The sequence below is a fragment of the Ekhidna sp. genome (assembly GCF_963691765.1).
Taxonomy (GTDB): domain Bacteria; phylum Bacteroidota; class Bacteroidia; order Cytophagales; family Cyclobacteriaceae; genus Ekhidna.
Genome location: NZ_OY829375.1, coordinates 1,002,432 through 1,023,859, shown reverse-complemented (window position 1 = coordinate 1,023,859; position 21,428 = coordinate 1,002,432). Strand labels below are relative to the sequence as shown.

Below are 21,428 nucleotides of genomic sequence, written 5' to 3'. Positions count from 1 at the left end.
AAAAATACTGTTGTGGATAACTATTATTTATTTCTTCCGTATGACTTATACAAATATTAATTAAATAAATGTATAAATGGGTGCATTAGAAGAAATGGTGATACTAATTGCGGCAGCTATGAAAGAGGAAGCTTATGCTGTTTCCATAGCAAGAGCGTATACAATTAGAACGAAACAAGAGATTTCAATCCCGGCAATTCATACGGTTTTAAAACGATTAGAAACGAAAGGATTTTTGAGGTCTTTTGAATCAGCACCTACAGCAGAACGTGGAGGTAGAAAAAAGCGCCTGTATCAAATTACCACATCTGGCTACTCATTGATTTCTGAGTTGAGAAATCAGCGTGAAGAACTTTGGACACTTATCCCAAAGATGTCAGTATGAATGATTCAAGCAAAGCACCCAACTCTCCACTTAAGTTTCTGAGATGGTTTTGTAAGAAGGAGCTCATCGATGAAATAGAAGGAGATCTTATTGAGGCTTATCAAGAAAGACATCAAACGGATCCTCGTAAGGCAAAAAGAAAACTATGGAAGGAGGTTCTTCAATCCTTCAACTCTCGGAATATTGGAATAATGGAAAAATATATGAATCGAACATTCATGGACAGGATCAGCATGGTAAAGCAATACGCCTTGGTATTATTTAGAAATGCAAAAAAGTATAAAGTGTACACGCTTATTTCACTTGCTAGTTTGGTTCTGGGGATTGCATGCGCAAGTCTTATCTACTTGTATATCCAGAAGGAAACGAGCTTTGATACGATGTATTCTAAGGTGAATCAATTATATCGAATCAATCATGTGAGTGAAACATCTGGTAGAACATATGCTTATGCACCATTAGCCATGACACCTCATTTGAAAGAAAATGCCGAAGCAATAGAAGACGGCGTTCGTATATTTAAATATCGGAGAGCGTCACCTGTTACGGTAGAATTTTCCAACCGCTCATTCAATGAACCGAGATTCGCTTGGGCAGATCCTAACTTCTTTGAGTTGTTCGATCTTACATTTACAATAGGAAATAGGGAGGGGATTCTTGATAGACCAAATACGGTAGTTATCAGTGAAAGTCTATCTAAAAAGTACTTCGGAGAGAAAGATCCAATCGGACATACGTTAATATTTGGATCAGCCGAGGTGACCAAGTTGGAAGTAGTGGGTGTTTTCAAGGATTTTTCATCAAATACAAGCTTCCAGTTTGACCTTGTTTCCAACTTAGAGACGTGCAGTAGAGCAATGTGGAATTCAAATCATTTGAACAGCTGGACGAATATGTTTGTCAGTGCGTATCTCGTTGTGAAGCCGGATAGAATGGAGGAAGCGCAAGCACTCGTACAGGAGGCAACAAATACCTACTTCAATCCGGAATCTAGCTCTAATTGGATTGCAACCATTCAACCTTTATCTGATATTCATTTGGGAGAAGCAATGGAAATTGGAGAGTGGAGTGCACATAATGATGTTGAAACCTTAGTAATGCTGGCAACGATTGGGATTATCATCTTATGTCTTGGTTGTTTCAACTTTACCAATATGATAACTGCTCAAGCTGGGCAAAGAACCAAAGAGGTGGGTGTGCGAAAGGTGTTGGGTAGCTATCGAAGAAATATTGCACAGCAAACTTTTTTTGAGACAGCAGGATTCGTCTCGGTAGCAGGGGTGTTTGCATTTCTAATGGTCTACCTGTGCTTATCCAGGCTCGGCAATTTAACTGGGCATAGTTATGACTTGAATGATTTGCTTATTGCTGAGTTCTATATTCCATTTGTTTTCATTTTGACTGTTGTAATACTTCTTTCCGGTGTTTACCCGGCGTTTTTCATCAGCAGTATTCGATCTATTCAACTCATGAAAAACACCACTGATTTAAAGGGTGGAGGAATTAGAAACGTGCTAGTAACCACACAATTTGTGATAACGACGGCACTCATTATAAGTACCTGTGTTGTGTTTTTACAGCTCCAATACCTCAGGGAAAAGAAGCTTGGATTCGATCATTCTGTTATTGTAAATATGCCAATTCATAGCGATGAAGCGATCATTCCTAAGATCAATACTTTTAGAAACGAACTTGCCTCATTTGCTGGGATAAAGGGAATAACGGCAGCATCTCATGAAATGCTAACGGATTATACCTACATCACCAATTTTGCTATTGAAGGTATCGCTGAAGATCAGCTTTGGGAGCGATACACCGTAGAACAAGATTATTTAAAAACCTTTGATTTAGAGATTGTTGCAGGGCGAGGGTTTGATCGAAATATTCAGTCGGATTCATCAGCTTTTGTTCTCAATGAAAGTGCTGTCAAGACATTAGGTCTTTCTCCAAATGAGGTGATCGGCAAATCAATGACTGATGGAACTTTGAATAGAACTGGTAAGATCATTGGTATTGTAAAGGATTTTCATTTTAGATCCTTGCATCATGAAATTTCACCGTTTGTGATGTATGTAAATCGATACCGATTGGACTATATATCTGCTCGGCTATCTGTAGATAATTTCCAGGAAAACATCTCCCATTTAGAAGAAACTTGGACAAACGTATTCGGGGAAGGCATTCCATTCTTCTTCAATTACCTTGATCAACAAGCGATGGCCATGTACGAAAAAGAAGATAATGAAATGCAATTATTTAGCATTTTCAGTCTGGTTTCAATAACGCTGGGCGGTCTTGGCCTTTTTGGATTTGTGCTATTTACTACAGAGCGAAAAAATAAGGAGATAGGTCTCCGCAAAGTACTTGGTGCTACTTCATGGCAGGTAATTAAGCTTATCAATGCGACCTTTGTGAGAATGCTTCTAATAGCTTCCCTAATAGCCGTTCCGATAACTTACTATCTGATGAAACAATGGTTGAGGGATTTTGCCTATCGAATTGATCAACCGATATGGGTCTACTTTTTAGCAATCCTCGGCATTCTTATTGTTGCCACCATAACAGTTAGTAATACTACTTGGCGCGCAGCATCCTCAAATCCTGTGGATGCAATTAAGAACGAATGACTATTTAAATCTTTTTTGTTCCTCCACAACATTTAGAAAATTGATGAGGTAGTAAATGCTCTTTATCAATTCTTTTTCATTGGGCAAAGAAGGATCTTCAGAGGTAATATGTGTGAAGAAGAGGTCTTCCAGGTCGCGACGAATTTTGGTTGGCGGCGCAAACTCAAAAAGGTCTTTTAGCTCTCTCAGTATTTTTTGGTCGGATTCAAATTGGTCTAATGGGCCCATTCTATTTTGATAATTGTTCAATTTTGGATTTCATTTCCTGAAGCAATCGCGCATATTGGATAGACATTTCCTTGATGTCTGAGTTATTTCGGTGGCCCTTACAGACTTTTCGGATGTAATCTAAGGTATACTCTGTCCCATATTTTTTTAGGAGTAAGTTTCTGATTTTTCTGAAATCAGATTCTACAAGGTCACTCGTATTTACATCAAGTTTTGACATATTTGTCTTAAATTTTCATACAAAATGTAGATATTAACTACAATAATTGATAGAATCTACTAATAAACTACAATTTGAGTATATTCAACGATAATCTTCGATTTATGTGCAAAAAAATGGGACTTAGTCAGCAGCGACTTGCAGATCTCATGGATATAAAGCGTGGAAAGGTTGCAGGATACTTTTACGAAACACAGGCTAAACCAGCTTTCCACCAAAAGCTTTCGGAGCAATTTGATCTTAACCTAGGCAAATTTTTAACACTAGAGATGAGCGATTTAAACTTCGAAACATTTTTTAACTCTTCTGGATCAACTTCCTTGTCGGAACCTAAAGTGCCTTATGGGAATTCAGGTCCAATAGAAATATTGCAAAAGGCAAAACAAGCAACAAGAGATGAGGAGCGATCTGATTTAATTGATGAAGCCATCATCTTATACGAGAAATTGATGGCAAAAAACAGTCAACTTAAGGATGAATTAATCGAGGCGTTGAGACAAAAAATTGATTGACTGATTTTTAATGCAATATCTATGATCAAAACTATCTTTGTGTTTGAAACGTTTGTTTCAATAAGGTATGCTCTTATAGTTGAGTATTTCAAACCATGCCAAAGTCAGTAACATTTGATAGAGAGAAAGTAATCAATGACGTGATGGAGCTTTTCTGGAAGAAAGGCTACAATGGAACCTCTATGCAAGATTTGGTAGATGTTACTGGGCTCAATCGTTCAAGTTTTTACAATTCATTTGGCGATAAGTTTTCTTTATTTCAAGAGGCATTAAAAGCTTATGAAAAGCAACAGAACGAAACATTGAATTCTTTTTTTGGCAAAGCTCAAACACCTAAGGAGTCGATTATTTCCTTGTTTAAAGGTGTAAGTGATGATATTCGATCCGGCAATCAAAAGGGGTGTATGTATACAAGTTGTACAGCTGAACTTGGTGGCGAAAATCAGCAAGTACATGATTTGCTTGTTGTAAATAAGGATAAAGTTGTTGACTCCTTTGAGATACTCATAAAAAAGGCCCAGGAACAAGGGGAGATATCGCAAAGTAAAAACCCCCATGCATTGGCGTTAATGCTATTTACATGTATGCAAGGAATTCGCGTGACTTCTATCATAGAACCCGATATGGACGGGGTTATTGAAGAAATTTTAGAGGTTTTATAATTTTTTTCATCTTATTTGAAACGTTCGTTCCAGTATTGTCGTTATTTGGACTGATCATTTCAAATAAACCTAAATATTAAATTAAAATGGGAAAATTAGATGGAAAAGTAGCCTTGATAACAGGCGGTAATAGCGGTATCGGACTAGCTACTGCAAAGACTTTTATTAACGAAGGAGCAAAAGTTGTAATCACTGGAAGAAGAGAAGAAGCTTTAGATCAAGCAGCAGCTGAGATCGGTGGCGATGTAAAAACAATCTTGGCTGATTCAGCAGATATTTCTAAAACGAAAAGCGTTATAGAGCAGACAGTAGATGCATTTGGAAAAATTGATATCCTTTTTGTGAACGCTGGAGTAGCATACTTTGCACCGCATACTGAAATCACTGAAGAGTTCTTTGATTCGCAATTCAATACAAATGTGAAAGGACCTTTCTTCTTGATAAAAGAAGCGATCCCTCATCTCAATGATGGAGCCGTAATCATTGGAAATACTTCAATTGTTGGGCAGAAAGGATTTGATGGTACAAGCGTATATTCGGCAACAAAGGCAGCATTCAGATCATTATCTAGAACCTTAGCTAGTGAATTAAGAGAACGCAAGGTTAGAGTTGTGAGCGTTGCTCCAGGTCCAATCGAGACGCCAATTTATGGTAAACTAGGAATGTCTGAAGAAGAAGTTAATGAAATGGGTCAAGGATTTGCTCAGCAAGTACCTCTAGGAAGATTTGGATCTTCTGATGAGCTAGCTAAAGCAGTATTGTTCCTGGCGTCTGATGATGCTTCCTATGTGAATGGAGTGGAATTGGAAGTTGATGGAGGATTGAGTCAGATTTAATTAGGATCATTGTTTGAATTACCATCTATCTATCCAGATAGATGGTTTTTTATTTATAAAGCCAATTTCTCCATCTATAACTAATGATTAGATAGACACCTATTACATTTAATGCAACGAGTGCTGTCAAGATTGTTGATGGAATTTTAGGCAGACTTGGCTGCGTGTATTCAATGTTGACATTGAATTTAAGGTTTGAAAAAGCACCTTTAATGGATTGGATAAAGTCTGGTAATTGGAACGACGATCCACCCGAATTCCCTACCAAATAGATCATTACAAGTGTGAATACACTACAGATCACAATCCAAGCTTTTTTACTAATTACAGGCTCATATTCGAATGCTTCTGGATTCACATCTATTCTGTGCATTACACGTTCTGTAATATCAGATTTAGACTTTATCTCCGCCTCAGCAAATAGCTGTTTTAGCAATTCATCTTCTTGATTCATGGCATTCATAATGTCGATTGTTTAACACCCATTTCATTTAATATCTCTAATAGCTTTTTGCGACTTCTGTGTAATAAGATCTTAATATTCGACAATGTAAGATCTGTAACATCACAAATTTCCTGCAGTGAAAGTTCTTGATAGTAAAATAAAGTTACAACAGAACGTTCATCTGGCTTTAGATTGGCTAATGCTCGATTAAGCACCTGCTGACGATCATCTAAGTGTAAATCTTTAGTGGGTGCATCTTGCGTTCCGGTGCTTCTATTAGATAAATTATCCAGAGAAACTTTTTTAGGAACTTTCTTTCGAAAATGGGTTAGGCAATTTCTGTGCGCTATCCGAATAAGCCATGTTGAGAAGGAGGCTTCTCCTCTAAACTGACTGAGTGACCGATAAGCTTTCACAAAAGTGTCTTGCACCATTTCCTCTGCATCTTCCCGATTGTTCATCAGGTAATTCACGTAGTTGAAAACTTTAGCTTCATACTTATCCACGAGGATCGCATAGTTGCGCCATTCTCCATCAAGGATGCGTTCGATAAGTTCAGCTTCGGTTTTCATGTTCATTTTCGACTTTGACTACCAAAGCCTTATATAGGTTACGAAAAATTTTCGACTTTTTGTAACCTAGAATTACAACCTGTAGTCAAAGAGGGAAATAAGTAACAACTTTTAATTTACATACATGGAACCATTAATAGTATTTCTAGCACTCTTCGGAACCGTATTTGGAATTGCCTACGTGTTTTTGACCACAAGGAATAAAGAACGTTTGGCTCTTATTGAGAAAGGAGTAGAAGCTAAGCTGTTTAATAGCAAAGGATCAAAATTCTCCATTGCTAAGTTCATCTTAAATATTGCGCTGCTCTTCATGGGCATTGGTGCAGGGATCTTTTGCGGTGACTTACTTTCAGCAGCCCTTGACATGAAGGAGGAAGTAACCATTCCCTCAATGCTATTCATCTTCGGAGGATTAGGATTGGTGGCAGGATTCTTCATTACTAGAAGGATTGAATCAAATGACGAATAAGCGCTAAAGAACAATCGTGTCGTTTTGGAGGGTACAAGTTTTTATGACTTGTACCCTTTTTTATTTCCTTTTATTTAATGGTATAGTCACTCCTAGAAAAGGCAGTGTGGCAATCCCGTCATCATCGTCGGAGAATGGAAGAGAAGGGAGTATGACAACTCCAATTTCAAAACCACTACCTCTTTTGTCTGCTACTATTCTTCCACCAGTTATTGATATTAAATCATCTACCTCTTTTTCACTATTTAGTTCTCGAGGATCAATATAGTTTTCAGTAAAGAAATAGAATCTCTTTCCGATTTTTAGCATTCCTTTTAAGGAGAGACGCGATCTAGGGGATCTATTTCCAAATGAAATACCTACGCTTAGATTAGATTTTCTGGGTCCGAAAGTTACTTTTCCGGTATTGAAAATTACTGGCTCGCCATCTCCTACGAAGATACGTGAAGCAAATCCAATATTTATGCGATCCTTGATAAGTGGATATCCCACTTTACCTCCAATCCAAAAAAAATCACCGCTTATGATTAACCCGCCATTCAATGTGATGTTATCAGTTACGCCATAAGAAATTTGGTTATATAATAACCAAATATTTTGATAGGTAATAGAGCCTTTCCCAGGGTTATAGTCATTAAATGAAAGGAAGTGGTATGATGATCGAAAAGGTTCGCTGTAAGCAATTAGGCTGTCAGGTATTTGTTCTTGACTTTGCGCGTTAAAAATGTAAAGTGACAAGAGTAAAGCTAGTGAGTATTTCAAGTTGATTAGGGGTTTGAGTTTGATTATTAGTCAGCTTAAAATCTCAAAACCCTCAAAATGTAGCCCATCAATCAAATTTTTCTGGATACCCACTGGCTTTTAAGAATGCTTCAAAATCTTTGATAGTCAAGATATCTTCTATGGCTCGCTTTTTATCTTCCGCATTATCATAGTACGACTTCACAATCTTATATCCCATCCAATATCCCAAGTCGTTTGGCCTTCCTTTTTGAGAACTATATAACCACCCTGCGTAGTTTTTTTCATTCATTCTTTCTTTGAACTCATTCCATAACTCTTCTTCTCTAGCATTTCCGAATTCATGTGCCAGATCATTAATATGCTTGCCAGAAGCCAACTCTGCAATAAAGTCTGCAGCGCCCTCTTTGATAGAGGCTTTTAATAGGTTTCCACCGTCATATTTTTGTTGGAAATGAACCAATTCATGCACGACTATATGTGGTATTTCATCCATTCTTTTTAAGACACTTAAATGCCACTTGGTAAGTTCGTCTTTAGGTGTGTTAGGACTTAAGCCGTACATGTCTGCACCAATAATTAATCCGTGCTTTGAAGTAGTACCACCTGAATTCATAGCGCCGATTACAAAATAGACATCTGGAAAAATCGCGTCTGGATAGAGTTCTTTCATCTTAACTAAATAGGATTTGATGCTTTTTTCCTGCTCTGCAATCTTTGGTGTCAATTCACGCAGTGAAGCATAATATTTGGGCCTTTTTTTAATATAGTAAGTGAGGTTTTCAGCATTTTTAATACGCCCACTCATAAAGCCTTTTAATCCTTTAGAACCTTTTTTTATGTAGTATTCTTTAATAATATCTGGATCGAACTCTGGTGAAGCTTTATCCCAGGCAATCCAGAAATTATCTATGTCGCTTGTTATGAGTTGGATACTATTTGGATCCTTGTTTTGGCCGTCGACATTATTCAAGGTCAGAATGGAAAGTAGTAAAATGAGGGTTGATGTACTTTTTAGGCTAGTCATTGGAAGAGTCATTGATTATATCAATGATTTGATTTTTCATCAAAGAGTTGCATCACGATTTTTCGTGATGTGATTTACCACACTAACTTCGCGAGATGTCTTTCGATCCCAAGTCCATAGATCTTCCAATAGTTGAGATTCTTGATGAAGTAAAAAATAAACTTCAACAGGAAAATACACTCATTGTTCATGCTCCGCCAGGTGCGGGGAAGAGTACACTCTTGCCCATAGCGTTGATGGAAGAAGCATGGCTGAAAGGGCAAAAAGTTATTATGCTGGAGCCAAGAAGATTGGCCGCTAGATCTATCGCCATGCGTCTGGCTGAACTGATAGGAGAAAAGGTAGGAGAGACTGTCGGTTATCGAATCCGGTTCGAAACAAATGTGAGTGAGTCAACAAAAGTGGAGGTTGTTACTGAAGGTATCCTCACGCGCATGCTTCATGGAGATAATTCTTTGGAGGGGGTAGGGCTAGTCATATTTGATGAATTTCATGAGCGAAGCATTCATGCAGATGTGGCGTTGGCACTTTGTCGCGAGTCGCAGCAGGTATTGAGACCTGACTTGAAAATCATGGTCATGTCTGCAACATTAAACATGCCTCAGCTTATTCAATCTCTAAAAGCTCCGGTAGTGGAAAGTAAGGGAAGGCAGTACCCTGTTGATATTGAATATGCTGGTGATCAGGATCAGTTTATGATTCCAGAAATGACTGCCACCACTGTGGTTAAAGCATCAAAAGCTCATGATGGAGATATTTTAGTTTTCATGCCGGGCCAAGGAGAAATCACCAAGTGTGCAGGAATACTAAAGTCGAAATTGAAAGGATTTGCTATCCATCCGCTCTATGGCCAACTGCCCTACAACAAACAGAAAGCAGCAATCCTTCCCGATCGGGATGGAAGGAGAAAAGTGGTACTGGCGACCAACATTGCCGAAACAAGTTTGACAATAGAGGGAATTAAAGTGGTAGTAGATACTGGCTTTGGACGAACAATGAAATGGGATCCCAAGGCGGGGCTGTCCCGATTAGAAACGGTACAGATATCCAAAGACTCTGCAGATCAGCGAACAGGAAGAGCGGGTCGTCTTAGCCCCGGAGTTTGCTATCGCATGTGGTCAAAAGTGACGGATAGTAGGTTGCAAGAACATCGTACACCTGAAATACTGGAATCGGATCTTGCTTCATTAGCATTGGATTTGGCAAGTTGGGGGATTAGTGATCCGCTCAGCTTAACATGGCTCTCTCCGCCACCGAAGGGTTCTTGGCAAGCTGCAGTCCAAACTTTACATGAGGTGGAAGCTTTGGAGAATGGTCGAATTACCGAGCATGGCAAGGAGGTGCATCGCTTGCCCTGTCATCCAAGATTGGCTCATATGATGTTAATGGCCGAGGAAGAAGGGTTAGTGAGTTTGGCAGCAGATGTTGCCGCATTGCTCGAAGAACGTGATCCATTGGGGAAAGAAGCAGGGATAGATATTAACAATCGAATTGAGGCACTAAGAACTCATAGACGAGAGGATAGAAAGGGGGGAAGGTTTGATCGCATTGAAAAGATCGCGGCTTCCTATCGACAGCTGTTTGATGAGGTGGTTGATAACGATTCGTTCGACCCATATGAAACAGGCTTGCTTCTGACGCATGCTTTCCCAGAAAGGATAGCGTTTGCGCGTCCAGGAAATAATGCACAATTCAAGCTTGCAAATGGACGAATAGCAATGGCTGGCCATAAAGATGATTTAGCTCATGAGTCGTGGCTAGCGATCGCTAACCTGGATGCTAGAGATGGGATGGGTAAAATATTTATGGCATCTCCACTTAATCCAAAAGATTTGGCGACTCGAGTGAAAGAAGTGGATGTTGTAGAGTGGGATACAGAAGATGGTGGGCTCAACGCTAGCAGAGACTTACGTATTGGAAGTATTGTTTTGAAATCGGTGCCCCTACCGGATCCCGATCCTTCTCACCTATTGGATGCGATAGTTGAGGCGATTAAAAAAGAAGGGCGTACACTTTTAGACTGGACTGAAGATGTAGAACAACTTCAAAATCGAGTCAAATCCTTGAGGAAATGGCAGCCAACTTCAAATTGGCCAGACATCAGCACAGATACCATGCTAATGACGAATGCTGAATGGCTTGCTCCTCACCTGACTGATGTAAAGAACCCTCGAGATCTTAAGAAGATCAATCTACATGAGGTCATTTTGCATACGATTGATTACGAAAAACAACAAGAGCTCCAGCGATTGGCACCAGCTAAAATGGAAGTGCCAAGTGGTTCCAATATTAAGATCATGTATCGAGATAATGGAGAAGCACCGGTTTTAGCCGCTCGCATTCAGGAATTGTTTGGGATGGCAGAGACTCCAACTGTGAATGAAGGCAAAATGCCTATGCTTATCCACTTACTTTCTCCAGGTTTCAAACCAGTGCAAGTGACCTCAGATCTTAAAAACTTTTGGAACGAAACGTACTTCGAAGTTCGCAAAGATTTAAAAGGTCGTTACCCTAAGCATCACTGGCCCGACGATCCATGGACCGCAGAGGCAGTGAGGGGAGTGAAGCCGCGTGGCGGCAAGGGTGTCGCCTAAAGACTTGAATAAGCATATTAATTACAGATTCAAATCAATTTTAGTTTTTCATATCTCTAGAGAAGAAAGTGATAATTCAAAAGCTTTATTCATCCTTTAAATGAACGACAGGATTGGTTCTTGTCACGTTTAGCATCTGAACAACTACAATCATTATTAAAATGATTGTTACTGATAAGATAGCTATTACTCCATGTTGCCAACCAAAGTCAATTCTATTGTGATAGTTAGCCAACCACTGATCGGTCAAATAGAAACTCATTGGTATGCCTATTAGCAAGCTTAGACTAATCGGGATTATGAATTTTTTGCCCATCATCCAGGTGATATGATCATTTGTAGCACCTAGCACTCGCCTTACACTTAGTTCTTTCAGTCTACTTTTAATAGTTAATCCAACAAGGCCGAGCAAGCCAAAAGCGGAAATGAAGATTGCAATTAGACTTCCAACTCCTGCGATCTTCGAAATCTTACCTTCTTCTTCAAATCGTTCGCGATGTAAATCTGATAGGTAATCGAATTTGAATGGAATGGGATTAAATACTTCATCCCAAACCTCGGAAAGCTTCTCCTCCAATAGCAATGGTTCAGCATCAGATTTAATCATAATTTGAGAGCTGATGCGAGAAATGTCTTTGTCAAGAAAAAGTAGTGGGCTTATCTCTGAACCAGGTCCAAAGGCATAATAATCCTTGAATACACCTACGATGGTAGCGTTAGTAAATCCATGTGCAGTGAAAGGAATAGTGGTTCCAATTGGATCCATTATTCCGGTCTTATGGATAAATGACTCGTTCACCAAAACGCCATTCAAAACGCCATCATTCTTTGCTTCACTGATAGACGTTCCCTTCAAAATTTTTATTCCTAACACATCAATGTATGAACTATCAATGTTGGAAAAAAGCAGACTGAATTTGTTCTTACCATCATCATATCCGGACATTCCATAGCCACTTGCTCCTGTAAGGTTATCTATCTCAGGAATGGATTTAAAACCATTCATTAGCACACGTTCTTTGCCACTATTGACTAAGTCTAGCGGCACTCCAATGCGTATTACATTTTCAGTATCGTAACCTCTATCGAATTCCATCAGGTAATGAAGCTGTCCACGGAAAATTAACATGCATGAAATCATAATGACCGAAATGGAAAATTGAAGAACGAGTAGGCTTTTAGTTATATACGCACTTCTTCCAATTTTCTCTTCGCCCTTTAGTGATTTGATAATGCCCAATCGTGAAAGAAGGAAAGAAGGATATAACCCACTGAGCAAAGCAATTGAAAGTATGATTACTGCTATAATCGGCAACTTGCTTGCTGTGAATAAATCTACCAGACCAAATTGCTTTTCGACAAGAATGGAGAATTGCGGAGCAAGAATGTAAAACAGAATGATAGCAATCCCAGTAGAAATAAATGTTGTAAGTAGTGATTCGGTCATGAGCTGAAGGAAAATTCCAGACTTAGCAGAACCAATGATTTTACGTACTGCTACTTCTCTTGCTCGATTGATATAAAGTGAAATACTGAAGTTGGCGTAATTGATGATTGAGATCACTAAGCACATGATTCCTGCGATTACAATAAACCATATTAGCTGACTATTTCCTCCAGGCAAAAATCCTTTAGATGCCCAATATTCGTCGGATAAATGAAGAGAGGCAAGGGGTGTGATTAATGGAATGTATTGACTAGGATCTTCTTCTGTATTTAAGATGCCGCTGATTTTTTCATTGAGGGCTTCAATGTCGGCCGACTTGTTCACTTTTAGTAATACACTTAAGTCAAAATTATCAGGGCTTGTTAGCTTGGTTGGAGACTGAGCGAGGTAATAAGAATATGGAAGTATTAAGTCCGTTCTAATCGAAGTATTTTTTGGTATATCAGTATACACTCCAGTAACTCGATAGGTGGTGTATTTTGTGGAATCGAGTAATTGAATTTCGGAGCCAACAGCCTCTCCGCGGATGTCAAGCTTATAAGCGAGTTTTTCAGAGATCAACACTTCGTTTGGCGCATCAAATGAGCCTGGTTCTCCCTCTATGAATTCGAGATTTAAAAAATCAACAAGAGACTTCTCAGCACTCAAAAAGGGTTGCTCTATTGTTCCTTCGGGAAGCTTCATGGTGGCTTTGTCATCAGTAAATCTCGCAACCTCATCTACTTCTGGGAGTTCGTCAACAATTTGTTGTATAGTGACATGTGAACATCCTGGAAAGTTGATCATGTTGTCAAAAAGATTCACCTGAGTAGTCATCCGGAAGAGAGATTCAGAATCCGGGAGGTGTTTGTTATAACTCAGTTGATCTGAAGTATACAAATATGCAAACCAGCTGAAGACAATCCCTATACTTAATCCTAAGAGATTGATTGCCGAATAGGCTTTGGTTTTCCAGATAAATCGCCAACCAATTTTAACGTGGCTTTTAACGAGTGTAAGTAGTCTGTCCATTTTATCGTAAGGTTTGAGATTTGATAGTTTAAAGCTTAGCAGTGTTTCCTTTATGAATTGTCGTTTTGCAAAAGCACTTCCTTTTGTTTCAGAGCGCCATTGAAATGACTCATGAAGGTCACCCTGAATTTCCTCAAGCAGATCTTTTCTGCAGATTCTTTCAAGTAGTTTGTCAGCCCATTTTGGTGGAGATGAACTCATGAGGGAATCAGAGATTGAAAATTGAATCCAGGAATGGCCTGCCAGAGATTGTTACGTTTCTCTTTTAGCTCATAAGCAATTTTGAACCCTTCTTGCGTCGCCCGGTAAAGACGTTTTCTTCGTCCACCACGCTCAGCGGTAGGTTCACCCATTTCTGATTTCACTAGACCTTTCTTTTCCAATCGCTTTAATACGACATGAATAGCAGGTAGAGATATCGTTTGTTCGAACTGTTCTTCGTACGTTTTTGCAATTTCCACCCCATAGGTATGATCCTGAGATAGGAGGATAAGTAAAACGATTTCTTCGAGTACGCCTAGTTGAAGATTCATATCATTAATATTTGTTTATCAAATACGAATATGATAAACTTTTGTTTAACTAATGATATTTAGATGTAAATAATAGTTTCAGAAATTGAAACAATATTTACTTATCCCACATAAAAGCAGGTTTATTCGAAATGACTAGGAATCTTTTTTCTTCTTCTTTAAAGCATCTATTCCCCAAGTAATCATGAGCAGTATAAATGCAATACCTCCAACTATTTTAATCCAACCAGCATTAGAGAGGTGAAAAAGGCGGACTACTGCAGCCGCCGCAACCATTGCTGCAAGTATTAGTTGAGTGGTTTTCATTTTAATATTTCTTCTAGAGCCTCGATGCAGTGTTCATTTTCTTCTGGTCTTCCGACCGAAATTCGAATACAATGACTAATTGGATCATATAGCGGTCGAACAAGCACTCCATGTTTCATCAGTGCGTCAAAGACATGCATGACTTCATCCCGATCTTTCCAGACCGTCATGACAAAATTCCCAAAAGATCGAACATATCTGACAGCTAAACGGTCAAACTCTTTATAGAAATAATGTAATCCGTTGGTGTTGTTATCTACCGTTTCTTTAAGGAAATCATCGTCATTGAGTGCTCCTATGCCTGCTGCTTGAGCCAATGCAGTTGGCTCGAAGGTCAACTTTGCTTTTGCCATCGCATCTATTATTTTCTCATTTCCTATGCCAAAGCCTAGTCGAACACCCGCGATACCATATGCTTTGCTAAAGGTTCTTAGCGTCAAAATGTTTGGATAATCCATTTTCAAAGAATTCGGAAATTCCGACTCCAGTGCTTCAGAATATTCGAAATATGCCTCATCAACAATTACCAGAATATGATCTGGTACGGATTCTATGAATGACTCTAGTTCAGATTTAGTAATCCCGGAACCTGTTGGATTGTTGCAGTTGGCGAGATAGATGATTTTAGTATTGCGATTGATTCGGCTCTTTATAGCTTCAAGATCGAATCCATAATCACTAGTCATAGGCATTGCTACGCAACGAACATTATTAATTCGTGCCCAATTGTATATGATTACAAACCCACCTTCAGAGGTAAGAAATTCATCTTCACCACTACAAAGTGCACGTATGGCTAGCATCAATACTGATTCTGAGCCATTACCCAATATGATTTGATTTTCTGGTTTGCCCAATCTTTGTGACAAAGCTTTTTTTAGATCTACACTCGCTGGATCTGGGTAGTAGTTGATTGAATCATATGCATCAATTACCGCTTGTTTAGACTTAGGTGAATAACCAAGCGTATTCTCATTGTTCCATAAAATGGCCACTTTTTCCCACCCGTATTCTTCCTGTAGTTGTGGAATGGTCTTTCCGGGTTGATAACTTTTTATGGCAGCAATATGATCAGGTATTTGTATGTTCATTCGTGTTAGGTTAACTAAGGGCTTTTATACGTCCCATTCTTCTTCTTTTCTAAACACCACTCCTTTAAACAGCCCTACCAATTCATTGTTTCTGGTAACTCTTACAATGTATTGACCAAGACTTCTGGATATATTTTCTTTTTCGGCAGTTGCCACGAGCTCATCTCCTTCAAAAATCGGCTTAATGTGATTGATGGAAGTTTCTATAGATACTGCTTTTTGGCCATGTGAATTTGATGCGAAGGCAAACGCAGAATCTGCGAGTGAAAAAGATATGCCTCCATGCGCAACGAGATGACCATTTAGCATTTCGCCTGTAACGCTCATTTTAATCTTCGCAAACCCTTCTTTTACTTCTAGCACTTCAATACCCAGCCATCGACTAAAGGTGTCTTTGGCCATCATCTCATTTACTATTTTTTCAGCATTCATAGCTTACAATTTACATTAAATCTCAAACCATATACGAAAGGCATTTTAACAAAAGAAGTAGCTGTAGGGTTAAGCGTTAGGCCAAAAGTTGGTACAATCGCAATTCCAAATTTTTCATTTATGGGCTGCTTATAACCTATCCCAGAATTAAAAATCAGAAAGTTTCTTTGAAATAGATTACTTCTATTTTCAAGTTCAAAATTGAATGTAATTCCAACGGGAATGAAAAAATGTTCATTGAGACTCATTCTCACACCAAAAGGAATGGATAAGTAATTATGTCCATTATTTTTTATCCTGTCATCAAAGCTTTGGAAAGCCGGATCACCTGGGGAATCAAATTCGTCTACGTTCAATTTCGTAATGTAATTGAAAGAGGTGAACCCGATACCTGCATAAACTTCCCCAAAATTGGTAGTTCTGACTACTACAATTTGAGTGTTGAAATTGAAGTCTCCTTTGTACTCAAATAGAGTTATATCATTGTTGGTCAGTGAATTTCGAAATATTTGATTGGAAAATTCAATACTGTATTCTTGACCAAAAGATTTTTGAGAAATTGCTACGATAATCAGGAATGCTATTACCGCTTTGAAATTCATGAATAAAAGGTTTGGTTATTAGAATGCATCCTTCTAAGGAGTGGACTGCATCTGTATCGATCTTCTCTATACTCTTCGTACAAGGCATCAAGCTTCTCCACGCACCATTGTATTCCTTTCTCATCTGCCCATTTCAGTAATCCTTTTGGATAGTTTACCCCTTTAGTCATTGCCGTATCAATATCTTCTCTGCTAGCGATGTTAAGGAATAAGGCATCAGCGGCTTCATTGATAAGCATGACTAATGCACGTTCCAATATCTGATTTCCCAGCGTTTCATCTTTGCTAGGTTCTGGCTTAGATGCTCCTTCAGCATAATCGTAATATCCTTTACCGGATTTTCTACCTAAGAAACCAGCTTCAGACATGCGCTTTTGTGTGAAGGAAGGTTTGTATCTTGGATCATAGAAGAATGACTGAAATACTGTTTCTGTAACGGTATAATTGATATCGTTGCCAATAAAGTCCATCAGTTCAAAAGGCCCCATTCGAAATCCTCCAATTTCTTTCATTGCCCAGTCGATAGTTGCAAAGTCTGCAATACCTTCTTCGTACATTCTCAAAGACTCACCATAAAATGGTCTTGCTACGCGATTTACAATGAAACCAGGAGTGTCCTTTGTTAGTACCGTAAGCTTCTTCCAGCTATCGACCCATTCTTTTGCTTGATTAGTAGTCTCTGCTGCTGTTTGAACTGCTGGAATGATTTCAACAAGCGGCATTAAAGGAGCTGGATTGAAAAAGTGAATCCCAACAAATCTTGATGGATTTTCAAGTGCGGCACCTATTGAAGCTAATGACAGTGAACTTGTGTTTGAAGCGATAATCGTGTCTTCTCTCACTATTTTTTCGACAGCTGAAAATACCTTTTGCTTTATCTCCAAGTTTTCTACTATCGCTTCAATGACAAGGTCTGAATTTTCAAAATATTGTTGATCTTCAGTAAAGTCTATCCGCTCCAATATCTTATCGGCTGTTTCTTGATCTATTTTACCTTTTTCTACCAATCGGATCATCACCTTCACCAGGCTCGCTGAAGATTTTTCTAGAATCTCACTATTGGTATCGTTGATCACTACGTCCCAACCTGCAGTGGCAGCTACTTGTGCTATTCCGGTACCCATTGTACCTGCTCCTATGACACTTAATTTTGGCATTATTCTCCTTTAAATTCTGGCTTTCTTTTTTCAATGAAGGCATTCACACCTTCTTTATAATCATATGTCTCAGTTGCTTTGAATTGCCACTCTTTCTCAAGCTCTAGTTGTTGATCAAGGTTTGACACAAATGATTGATTTAACAGATGCTTGGTATATGCCAGGCCTTTTGTTGGCATACTTGCTAGTTTTTGGGCTACCGCTTCGGCTTCTTCGATAAAAGTATCGTCGCTTACTACTTTGTAGATCATTCCCATTTTTTCAGCATCTGAGGCAGAAACCTTGTCTCCTAACATCATTAACGCAGATGCTTTTCCAAACCCAATGATTCTTGGTAGTGTAAACGTTCCACCACTATCAGGCACTAATCCAATCTTGCTAAAGGCTTGTATGAAAGATGCAGATTCTGTTGCCACCACCACATCACATGCTAAAGCAATGTTTGCACCCGCTCCAGCGGCCACCCCGTTGACAGCTGCGATAATTGGCTTTTCAATACTTCTAAGTTGTCTGATAATCGGATTATAATGCTCATCCACGATCTGTTCTATCTCAAGTCCATTGTCGGCAATGGCCTCCTGAAGATCTTGGCCAGCGCAAAATGCCCTACCATTTCCTGTAAGCATTATTGCTCGAATACTAGAATTTTCAGCGTATTCATTCAAGGCTTTTTGAACGGCTAAGGCAAGCTCTTTATTGAAGCTATTAAAGACGTCTGGACGGTTGAAAGTAATGACACCTAGGTTGCCTTTTTGGGTTAGTTGTAGGGATTCAGACATGTGTTGTTATTTGTTAGCGAAGTTAAGAATTCTTGGCTGCAGGCAGAAACTGATTTACTAATAAACTATTTCACTAATCAGTGACACTTGAAGTAGTCGAATGGCTCGAGGCAATCGTTGCACTTGAATAATGACTTGCAGGCGGTAGAGCCAAATTCACTCACAAGCTGCGTATTTTTTGATCCACATTGTGGGCATTGAATATCCTCTGGATTGGTTGGGTTTGGAGGAGCAATTCCATACTCTTTGAGCTTTCGTTTACCTTCTTCGGTCATCCACTCTGTAGTCCATGCTGGAGATAAAACGGTGCTGATTTTAAATTCTGTGATACCATCCGTTTTTAAGGCATTGTTGATTTCTTTTTCTATTTCAAGCATGGCAGGACAGCCTGAGTAAGTAGGGGTGATGATGATTTCTAGAGAATTTTCTTCAACGATCACATCTCGAACAATGCCGAGGTCCATCACTGAAATAACGGGTATTTCAGGATCTGTTACATTTTGAAGTAATTCAAGGATATGTTCTCTATCTAATACCATCAAACAAATTCGTAATAGGTAGTATAATCTTTAAATCCGTACTTTTTATAAATATTCAAACCGTCTTCAGTTCCTTGTAGGATGCCATTTTTGTATCCTAACTCCTTTGCCATATTTAATGCGAAAGTGAGTAATGTGGTTCCAATACCCATTCCTCGATAGGCTTCTAAGGTAGCAAATCCATAAAATCCTATGGTCTCTTCGTCTGTAGGAAACAATTCTACACATGAGACTGGTCGACCTTCGTGAAAGTAAATCAACAGTTTAATAGAATTGTTTGGATCTAAATACCTGTTAGCTGTCTGGTGATAGAAATCAATGACATTTTGATCTGCTGGAGTCCAATTTTCAGCAATTACGTGAGCATATGTTTCTAAGGACGCTTCATCAGCAACACTTCTGATATTTAAATGATGGACATTCTCAACGTATTGATAATTATCAAACTTGATAGCCATCCCAACTTCACTTGCTTGCTCTTCAATGTCTAGGTCCTTAAAGATCGAGCGAACATTCGCACTTAGATTTTCTTGATTTATCCAGATGCAATATTCGAGGTTATTCATTCTATAGTGGCTCAAAACCTCATTCAACTCTTCTTTTTCTAATTCTGGATGGTTTATATAAATGATATTGAAGGTATCACATGAAAGACCGCTGTCTACATAGATAAGATGATCTAACTCTTGCGCAGACATTCCTTCATTTAATAGCGGAATCTTTGAGGCATGTAACTGAAAATTTTCTGAAATGAGATTGAGCATCAGTCTTTTTTTCTCCAAGGTGGATTTTTACGATTATCACCTGCTTTGAATAATATCAAATGATTTCCATCCGGATCATAGATATGAGCCTCTCTCCATAGCCATGGTTTGTCATTTGGCATCTCAGCGATTGTAATTCCTTTCCCAATGAAGGAATCTACCCTTTCATCCAAGTCATCACATTCAAAATAAATGATTGGTTTGGCTCCTTCCGAAATGTTATCCACGTAATGCAACGATAATGTTGCATCTCCATCTGGACATTCAAATCGAGCATACTCTTCATGGGTATGCACGATCAATTTGAATCCTAATTTCTCATAAAAAGGAATAGAAGCTGGAACATCGCTAGATGGAACGGTAACCTGGTTAAGATTCATTTACCACTCAAGTCCAGGATATGTGCGTTGAAGGAACTGGAGATCTGCAAGAATGTATCCGAGGTGTTCTGAATGTCGGCCATCCTTCCCGCCTTCATGCGCATAGGTACTTTCTGGGACATCTAAGGTTGCCTCCATCAATACTTCAGCAATTTTCGCATCTCGGTGCTCTTTCAAAGCATTCAAGTCAATGCCATATCCAGCTTTTAATGCTTCTGTTTCGGTCTCATTCGGCTTGGTTAATTCACCTGAATATGACCAAAGCTCATCAATAGCTGACGTTATTCGGCTACGACTCTCCTCAGTTCCATCCCCAAGTCTTATAACCCAGTCGCTACTCCATTTAATATGATAAAGCGCTTCTTTATGTGACTTTGCTGCGATAGCGGCCAATCGCTCATCAGAGCTTTGCATTAATGCTTCATAGAAAAAGCAGCTATAGCTATCAAAAAGAAATTGTCTGAAGATGGTTTTAGCAAAATCTCCATTTGGCTGTTCGAGAAGCAAAACATTGCGGTAACCCCAAGCATCTCGTAAGTATGCTATATCATCCTCTGATTTTCCTTCGTCTTGGATTTCGGCTGCGTATTGATACCACATTCTAGCTTGTCCAATAAGGTCAAGACTTATGTTTGTCATAGCTATGTCTTGTTCTAAGATAGGGCCATGACCACACCATTCTCCTAAGCGCTGTCCCAGAATCAGGCAATTATCTGCGTGTTGCAGTACGTAGTTGTAAAGATTTTGGTCTTTCATCAATTACATGTGTTTCACTTCGTCTGGTAAATCGTAGAAAGTTGGGTGTCTATACACTTTATCCTTTGCAGGTTCATAAAGTGGGTCCGAATCGTCAGGGTCAGAAGCAGTAATGTATTCTGATTTCACCACCCAGATACTTACACCTTCATTTCTTCTGGTATAAACATCTCTGGCATTTTGAATTGCCATCTCTTCATCAGCTGCGTGCAGACTGCCAACATGCTTATGGTTAAGCCCAGCTTTGCTTCGAATGAAGATTTCCCATAAAGGCCAATTTTTCATGGAGTTTGGATTTTTGTTGTGTAGTTAA

Annotated in this window: 26 protein-coding genes; 7 read left to right on the top strand and 19 right to left on the bottom strand. The window is 39.0% G+C overall.

The genetic code is table 11. The features are described from left to right. Positions 1-76: 76 nt before the first annotated feature. Together ACY650_RS04920 and ACY650_RS04915 are read left to right on the top strand one after the other, a co-directional pair. Positions 77-385: a PadR family transcriptional regulator gene (locus ACY650_RS04920; protein WP_462252331.1), complete on the top strand. Its 309-nt coding sequence runs from the start codon at positions 77-79 to the stop codon at positions 383-385. Further along, positions 382-3,012 (top strand): ABC transporter permease, encoded by a 2,631-nt coding sequence (locus tag ACY650_RS04915; protein WP_462252329.1) that lies wholly within the window; start codon positions 382-384, stop codon positions 3,010-3,012. The genes ACY650_RS04920 and ACY650_RS04915 overlap by 4 nt, the downstream gene beginning before the upstream one ends. On the opposite strand, the gene ACY650_RS04910 is transcribed toward ACY650_RS04915, so the two are convergent. Further along, a complete protein-coding gene (locus ACY650_RS04910; RefSeq protein ID WP_462252327.1) occupies positions 3,013-3,240 on the bottom strand; it encodes a hypothetical protein in 228 nt (75 codons plus the stop codon). It abuts the gene before it with no gap. 1 nt (position 3,241) lies between these two features. Further along, positions 3,242-3,460 carry a hypothetical protein gene (locus ACY650_RS04905; RefSeq protein WP_462252325.1) on the bottom strand — a complete coding sequence of 73 codons (219 nt, stop codon included), beginning with the start codon at positions 3,458-3,460 and terminating at the stop codon, positions 3,242-3,244. A gap of 116 nt (positions 3,461-3,576) precedes the next feature. On the opposite strand from ACY650_RS04905, the gene ACY650_RS04900 reads away from it, so the two are divergent. The 3 genes from ACY650_RS04900 to ACY650_RS04890 all read left to right on the top strand — a co-directional run bounded on the left by ACY650_RS04900 (position 3,577) and on the right by ACY650_RS04890 (position 5,470). After that, positions 3,577-3,972, top strand: coding sequence for a hypothetical protein (locus ACY650_RS04900; protein WP_462252323.1), 396 nt, complete (start codon positions 3,577-3,579; stop codon positions 3,970-3,972). 95 nt (positions 3,973-4,067) lie between these two features. Then, positions 4,068-4,634, top strand: a complete 567-nt coding sequence (locus ACY650_RS04895) for a TetR/AcrR family transcriptional regulator (RefSeq protein ID WP_462252321.1) — start codon at positions 4,068-4,070, stop codon at positions 4,632-4,634. 86 nt (positions 4,635-4,720) lie between these two features. Continuing rightward, on the top strand, positions 4,721-5,470 hold the full coding sequence (locus ACY650_RS04890; RefSeq protein ID WP_462252319.1) for a glucose 1-dehydrogenase: 750 nt from the start codon (positions 4,721-4,723) through the stop codon (positions 5,468-5,470). A 49-nt stretch (positions 5,471-5,519) separates the two neighbouring features. Here the strand turns inward: ACY650_RS04890 and ACY650_RS04885 are convergent, their stop codons facing one another. Together ACY650_RS04885 and ACY650_RS04880 are read right to left on the bottom strand one after the other, a co-directional pair. Then, positions 5,520-5,933 carry a hypothetical protein gene (locus ACY650_RS04885; RefSeq protein WP_462252317.1) on the bottom strand — a complete coding sequence of 138 codons (414 nt, stop codon included), beginning with the start codon at positions 5,931-5,933 and terminating at the stop codon, positions 5,520-5,522. After that, positions 5,930-6,487, bottom strand: coding sequence for an RNA polymerase sigma factor (locus ACY650_RS04880; protein ID WP_462252315.1), 558 nt, complete (start codon positions 6,485-6,487; stop codon positions 5,930-5,932). The genes ACY650_RS04885 and ACY650_RS04880 overlap by 4 nt, the downstream gene beginning before the upstream one ends. 124 nt (positions 6,488-6,611) lie before the next feature. On the opposite strand from ACY650_RS04880, the gene ACY650_RS04875 reads away from it, so the two are divergent. After that, positions 6,612-6,956: a DUF6249 domain-containing protein gene (locus ACY650_RS04875; RefSeq protein ID WP_462252313.1), complete on the top strand. Its 345-nt coding sequence runs from the start codon at positions 6,612-6,614 to the stop codon at positions 6,954-6,956. Between the two features lie 60 nt (positions 6,957-7,016). On the opposite strand, the gene ACY650_RS04870 is transcribed toward ACY650_RS04875, so the two are convergent. Then, complete coding sequence (locus ACY650_RS04870) at positions 7,017-7,718, bottom strand: hypothetical protein (protein ID WP_462252311.1); 702 nt, start codon at positions 7,716-7,718, stop codon at positions 7,017-7,019. A 67-nt stretch (positions 7,719-7,785) separates the two neighbouring features. After that, entirely contained in the window at positions 7,786-8,724 is a 939-nt protein-coding gene (locus ACY650_RS04865) for a gliding motility protein GldB-related protein (RefSeq protein WP_462252309.1), read from the bottom strand. A gap of 95 nt (positions 8,725-8,819) precedes the next feature. Here ACY650_RS04865 and hrpB point away from each other — a divergent pair, with 95 nt between their 5' ends. After that, entirely contained in the window at positions 8,820-11,318 is a 2,499-nt protein-coding gene (gene hrpB, locus ACY650_RS04860; protein WP_462252307.1) for an ATP-dependent helicase HrpB, read from the top strand. An 85-nt stretch (positions 11,319-11,403) separates the two neighbouring features. Here hrpB and ACY650_RS04855 read toward each other — a convergent pair whose 3' ends face one another. The 13 genes from ACY650_RS04855 to paaB form a co-directional block, all read right to left on the bottom strand. After that, positions 11,404-13,977 (bottom strand): ABC transporter permease, encoded by a 2,574-nt coding sequence (locus ACY650_RS04855; protein WP_462252305.1) that lies wholly within the window; start codon positions 13,975-13,977, stop codon positions 11,404-11,406. Then, positions 13,974-14,309: a PadR family transcriptional regulator gene (locus tag ACY650_RS04850; RefSeq protein WP_462252303.1), complete on the bottom strand. Its 336-nt coding sequence runs from the start codon at positions 14,307-14,309 to the stop codon at positions 13,974-13,976. The genes ACY650_RS04855 and ACY650_RS04850 overlap by 4 nt, the downstream gene beginning before the upstream one ends. 135 nt (positions 14,310-14,444) lie before the next feature. After that, positions 14,445-14,615 (bottom strand): hypothetical protein, encoded by a 171-nt coding sequence (locus ACY650_RS04845; protein ID WP_462252301.1) that lies wholly within the window; start codon positions 14,613-14,615, stop codon positions 14,445-14,447. Then, the gene (hisC, locus tag ACY650_RS04840) at positions 14,612-15,706 is read right to left on the bottom strand and encodes a histidinol-phosphate transaminase (protein ID WP_462252299.1); all 1,095 of its coding nucleotides are present in this window, start codon (positions 15,704-15,706) and stop codon (positions 14,612-14,614) included. Before hisC ends, ACY650_RS04845 begins: the two co-directional genes overlap by 4 nt. Positions 15,707-15,730: 24 nt before the next feature. Beyond that, positions 15,731-16,138 (bottom strand): hotdog fold thioesterase, encoded by a 408-nt coding sequence (locus tag ACY650_RS04835; RefSeq protein ID WP_462252297.1) that lies wholly within the window; start codon positions 16,136-16,138, stop codon positions 15,731-15,733. Further along, a complete protein-coding gene (locus tag ACY650_RS04830) occupies positions 16,135-16,740 on the bottom strand; it encodes a hypothetical protein (protein ID WP_462252295.1) in 606 nt (201 codons plus the stop codon). The genes ACY650_RS04835 and ACY650_RS04830 overlap by 4 nt, the downstream gene beginning before the upstream one ends. Further along, on the bottom strand, positions 16,737-17,897 hold the full coding sequence (locus ACY650_RS04825; RefSeq protein ID WP_462252293.1) for a 3-hydroxyacyl-CoA dehydrogenase NAD-binding domain-containing protein: 1,161 nt from the start codon (positions 17,895-17,897) through the stop codon (positions 16,737-16,739). Before ACY650_RS04825 ends, ACY650_RS04830 begins: the two co-directional genes overlap by 4 nt. After that, entirely contained in the window at positions 17,897-18,676 is a 780-nt protein-coding gene (locus ACY650_RS04820) for an enoyl-CoA hydratase-related protein (RefSeq protein ID WP_462252291.1), read from the bottom strand. The genes ACY650_RS04825 and ACY650_RS04820 overlap by 1 nt, the downstream gene beginning before the upstream one ends. Before the next feature lie 77 nt (positions 18,677-18,753). Next, positions 18,754-19,215 (bottom strand): 1,2-phenylacetyl-CoA epoxidase subunit PaaD, encoded by a 462-nt coding sequence (paaD, locus tag ACY650_RS04815; RefSeq protein ID WP_462252289.1) that lies wholly within the window; start codon positions 19,213-19,215, stop codon positions 18,754-18,756. Next, positions 19,215-19,979 carry a GNAT family N-acetyltransferase gene (locus tag ACY650_RS04810; protein ID WP_462252287.1) on the bottom strand — a complete coding sequence of 255 codons (765 nt, stop codon included), beginning with the start codon at positions 19,977-19,979 and terminating at the stop codon, positions 19,215-19,217. The genes paaD and ACY650_RS04810 overlap by 1 nt, the downstream gene beginning before the upstream one ends. Further along, positions 19,979-20,359 carry a VOC family protein gene (locus ACY650_RS04805; protein ID WP_462252285.1) on the bottom strand — a complete coding sequence of 127 codons (381 nt, stop codon included), beginning with the start codon at positions 20,357-20,359 and terminating at the stop codon, positions 19,979-19,981. Before ACY650_RS04805 ends, ACY650_RS04810 begins: the two co-directional genes overlap by 1 nt. Beyond that, positions 20,360-21,115 (bottom strand): 1,2-phenylacetyl-CoA epoxidase subunit PaaC, encoded by a 756-nt coding sequence (gene paaC / locus ACY650_RS04800; RefSeq protein ID WP_462252283.1) that lies wholly within the window; start codon positions 21,113-21,115, stop codon positions 20,360-20,362. A 3-nt stretch (positions 21,116-21,118) separates the two neighbouring features. Further along, positions 21,119-21,400, bottom strand: coding sequence for a 1,2-phenylacetyl-CoA epoxidase subunit PaaB (paaB, locus tag ACY650_RS04795; protein ID WP_350221295.1), 282 nt, complete (start codon positions 21,398-21,400; stop codon positions 21,119-21,121). Positions 21,401-21,428 lie beyond the last annotated feature (28 nt).

Coding starts and splice junctions, on each gene's coding strand:
- hrpB (WP_462252307.1), top strand. CDS start 8,820: ATGTCTTTCGATCCCAAGTCCATAGATCTTCCAATAGTTGAGATTCTT.
- ACY650_RS04825 (WP_462252293.1), bottom strand. CDS start 17,897: ATGCCAAAATTAAGTGTCATAGGAGCAGGTACAATGGGTACCGGAATA.
- ACY650_RS04855 (WP_462252305.1), bottom strand. CDS start 13,977: ATGAGTTCATCTCCACCAAAATGGGCTGACAAACTACTTGAAAGAATC.
- ACY650_RS04865 (WP_462252309.1), bottom strand. CDS start 8,724: ATGACTAGCCTAAAAAGTACATCAACCCTCATTTTACTACTTTCCATT.
- ACY650_RS04845 (WP_462252301.1), bottom strand. CDS start 14,615: ATGAAAACCACTCAACTAATACTTGCAGCAATGGTTGCGGCGGCTGCA.
- ACY650_RS04810 (WP_462252287.1), bottom strand. CDS start 19,979: ATGCTCAATCTCATTTCAGAAAATTTTCAGTTACATGCCTCAAAGATT.
- ACY650_RS04895 (WP_462252321.1), top strand. CDS start 4,068: ATGCCAAAGTCAGTAACATTTGATAGAGAGAAAGTAATCAATGACGTG.
- paaD (WP_462252289.1), bottom strand. CDS start 19,215: ATGGTATTAGATAGAGAACATATCCTTGAATTACTTCAAAATGTAACA.
- ACY650_RS04830 (WP_462252295.1), bottom strand. CDS start 16,740: ATGAATTTCAAAGCGGTAATAGCATTCCTGATTATCGTAGCAATTTCT.
- ACY650_RS04910 (WP_462252327.1), bottom strand. CDS start 3,240: ATGGGCCCATTAGACCAATTTGAATCCGACCAAAAAATACTGAGAGAG.
- ACY650_RS04835 (WP_462252297.1), bottom strand. CDS start 16,138: ATGAATGCTGAAAAAATAGTAAATGAGATGATGGCCAAAGACACCTTT.
- ACY650_RS04820 (WP_462252291.1), bottom strand. CDS start 18,676: ATGTCTGAATCCCTACAACTAACCCAAAAAGGCAACCTAGGTGTCATT.
- ACY650_RS04880 (WP_462252315.1), bottom strand. CDS start 6,487: ATGAAAACCGAAGCTGAACTTATCGAACGCATCCTTGATGGAGAATGG.
- paaB (WP_350221295.1), bottom strand. CDS start 21,400: ATGAAAAATTGGCCTTTATGGGAAATCTTCATTCGAAGCAAAGCTGGG.
- ACY650_RS04885 (WP_462252317.1), bottom strand. CDS start 5,933: ATGAATGCCATGAATCAAGAAGATGAATTGCTAAAACAGCTATTTGCT.
- ACY650_RS04920 (WP_462252331.1), top strand. CDS start 77: ATGGGTGCATTAGAAGAAATGGTGATACTAATTGCGGCAGCTATGAAA.
- hisC (WP_462252299.1), bottom strand. CDS start 15,706: ATGAACATACAAATACCTGATCATATTGCTGCCATAAAAAGTTATCAA.
- ACY650_RS04875 (WP_462252313.1), top strand. CDS start 6,612: ATGGAACCATTAATAGTATTTCTAGCACTCTTCGGAACCGTATTTGGA.
- ACY650_RS04890 (WP_462252319.1), top strand. CDS start 4,721: ATGGGAAAATTAGATGGAAAAGTAGCCTTGATAACAGGCGGTAATAGC.
- ACY650_RS04915 (WP_462252329.1), top strand. CDS start 382: ATGAATGATTCAAGCAAAGCACCCAACTCTCCACTTAAGTTTCTGAGA.
- ACY650_RS04905 (WP_462252325.1), bottom strand. CDS start 3,460: ATGTCAAAACTTGATGTAAATACGAGTGACCTTGTAGAATCTGATTTC.
- paaC (WP_462252283.1), bottom strand. CDS start 21,115: ATGAAAGACCAAAATCTTTACAACTACGTACTGCAACACGCAGATAAT.
- ACY650_RS04805 (WP_462252285.1), bottom strand. CDS start 20,359: ATGAATCTTAACCAGGTTACCGTTCCATCTAGCGATGTTCCAGCTTCT.
- ACY650_RS04850 (WP_462252303.1), bottom strand. CDS start 14,309: ATGAATCTTCAACTAGGCGTACTCGAAGAAATCGTTTTACTTATCCTC.
- ACY650_RS04900 (WP_462252323.1), top strand. CDS start 3,577: ATGGGACTTAGTCAGCAGCGACTTGCAGATCTCATGGATATAAAGCGT.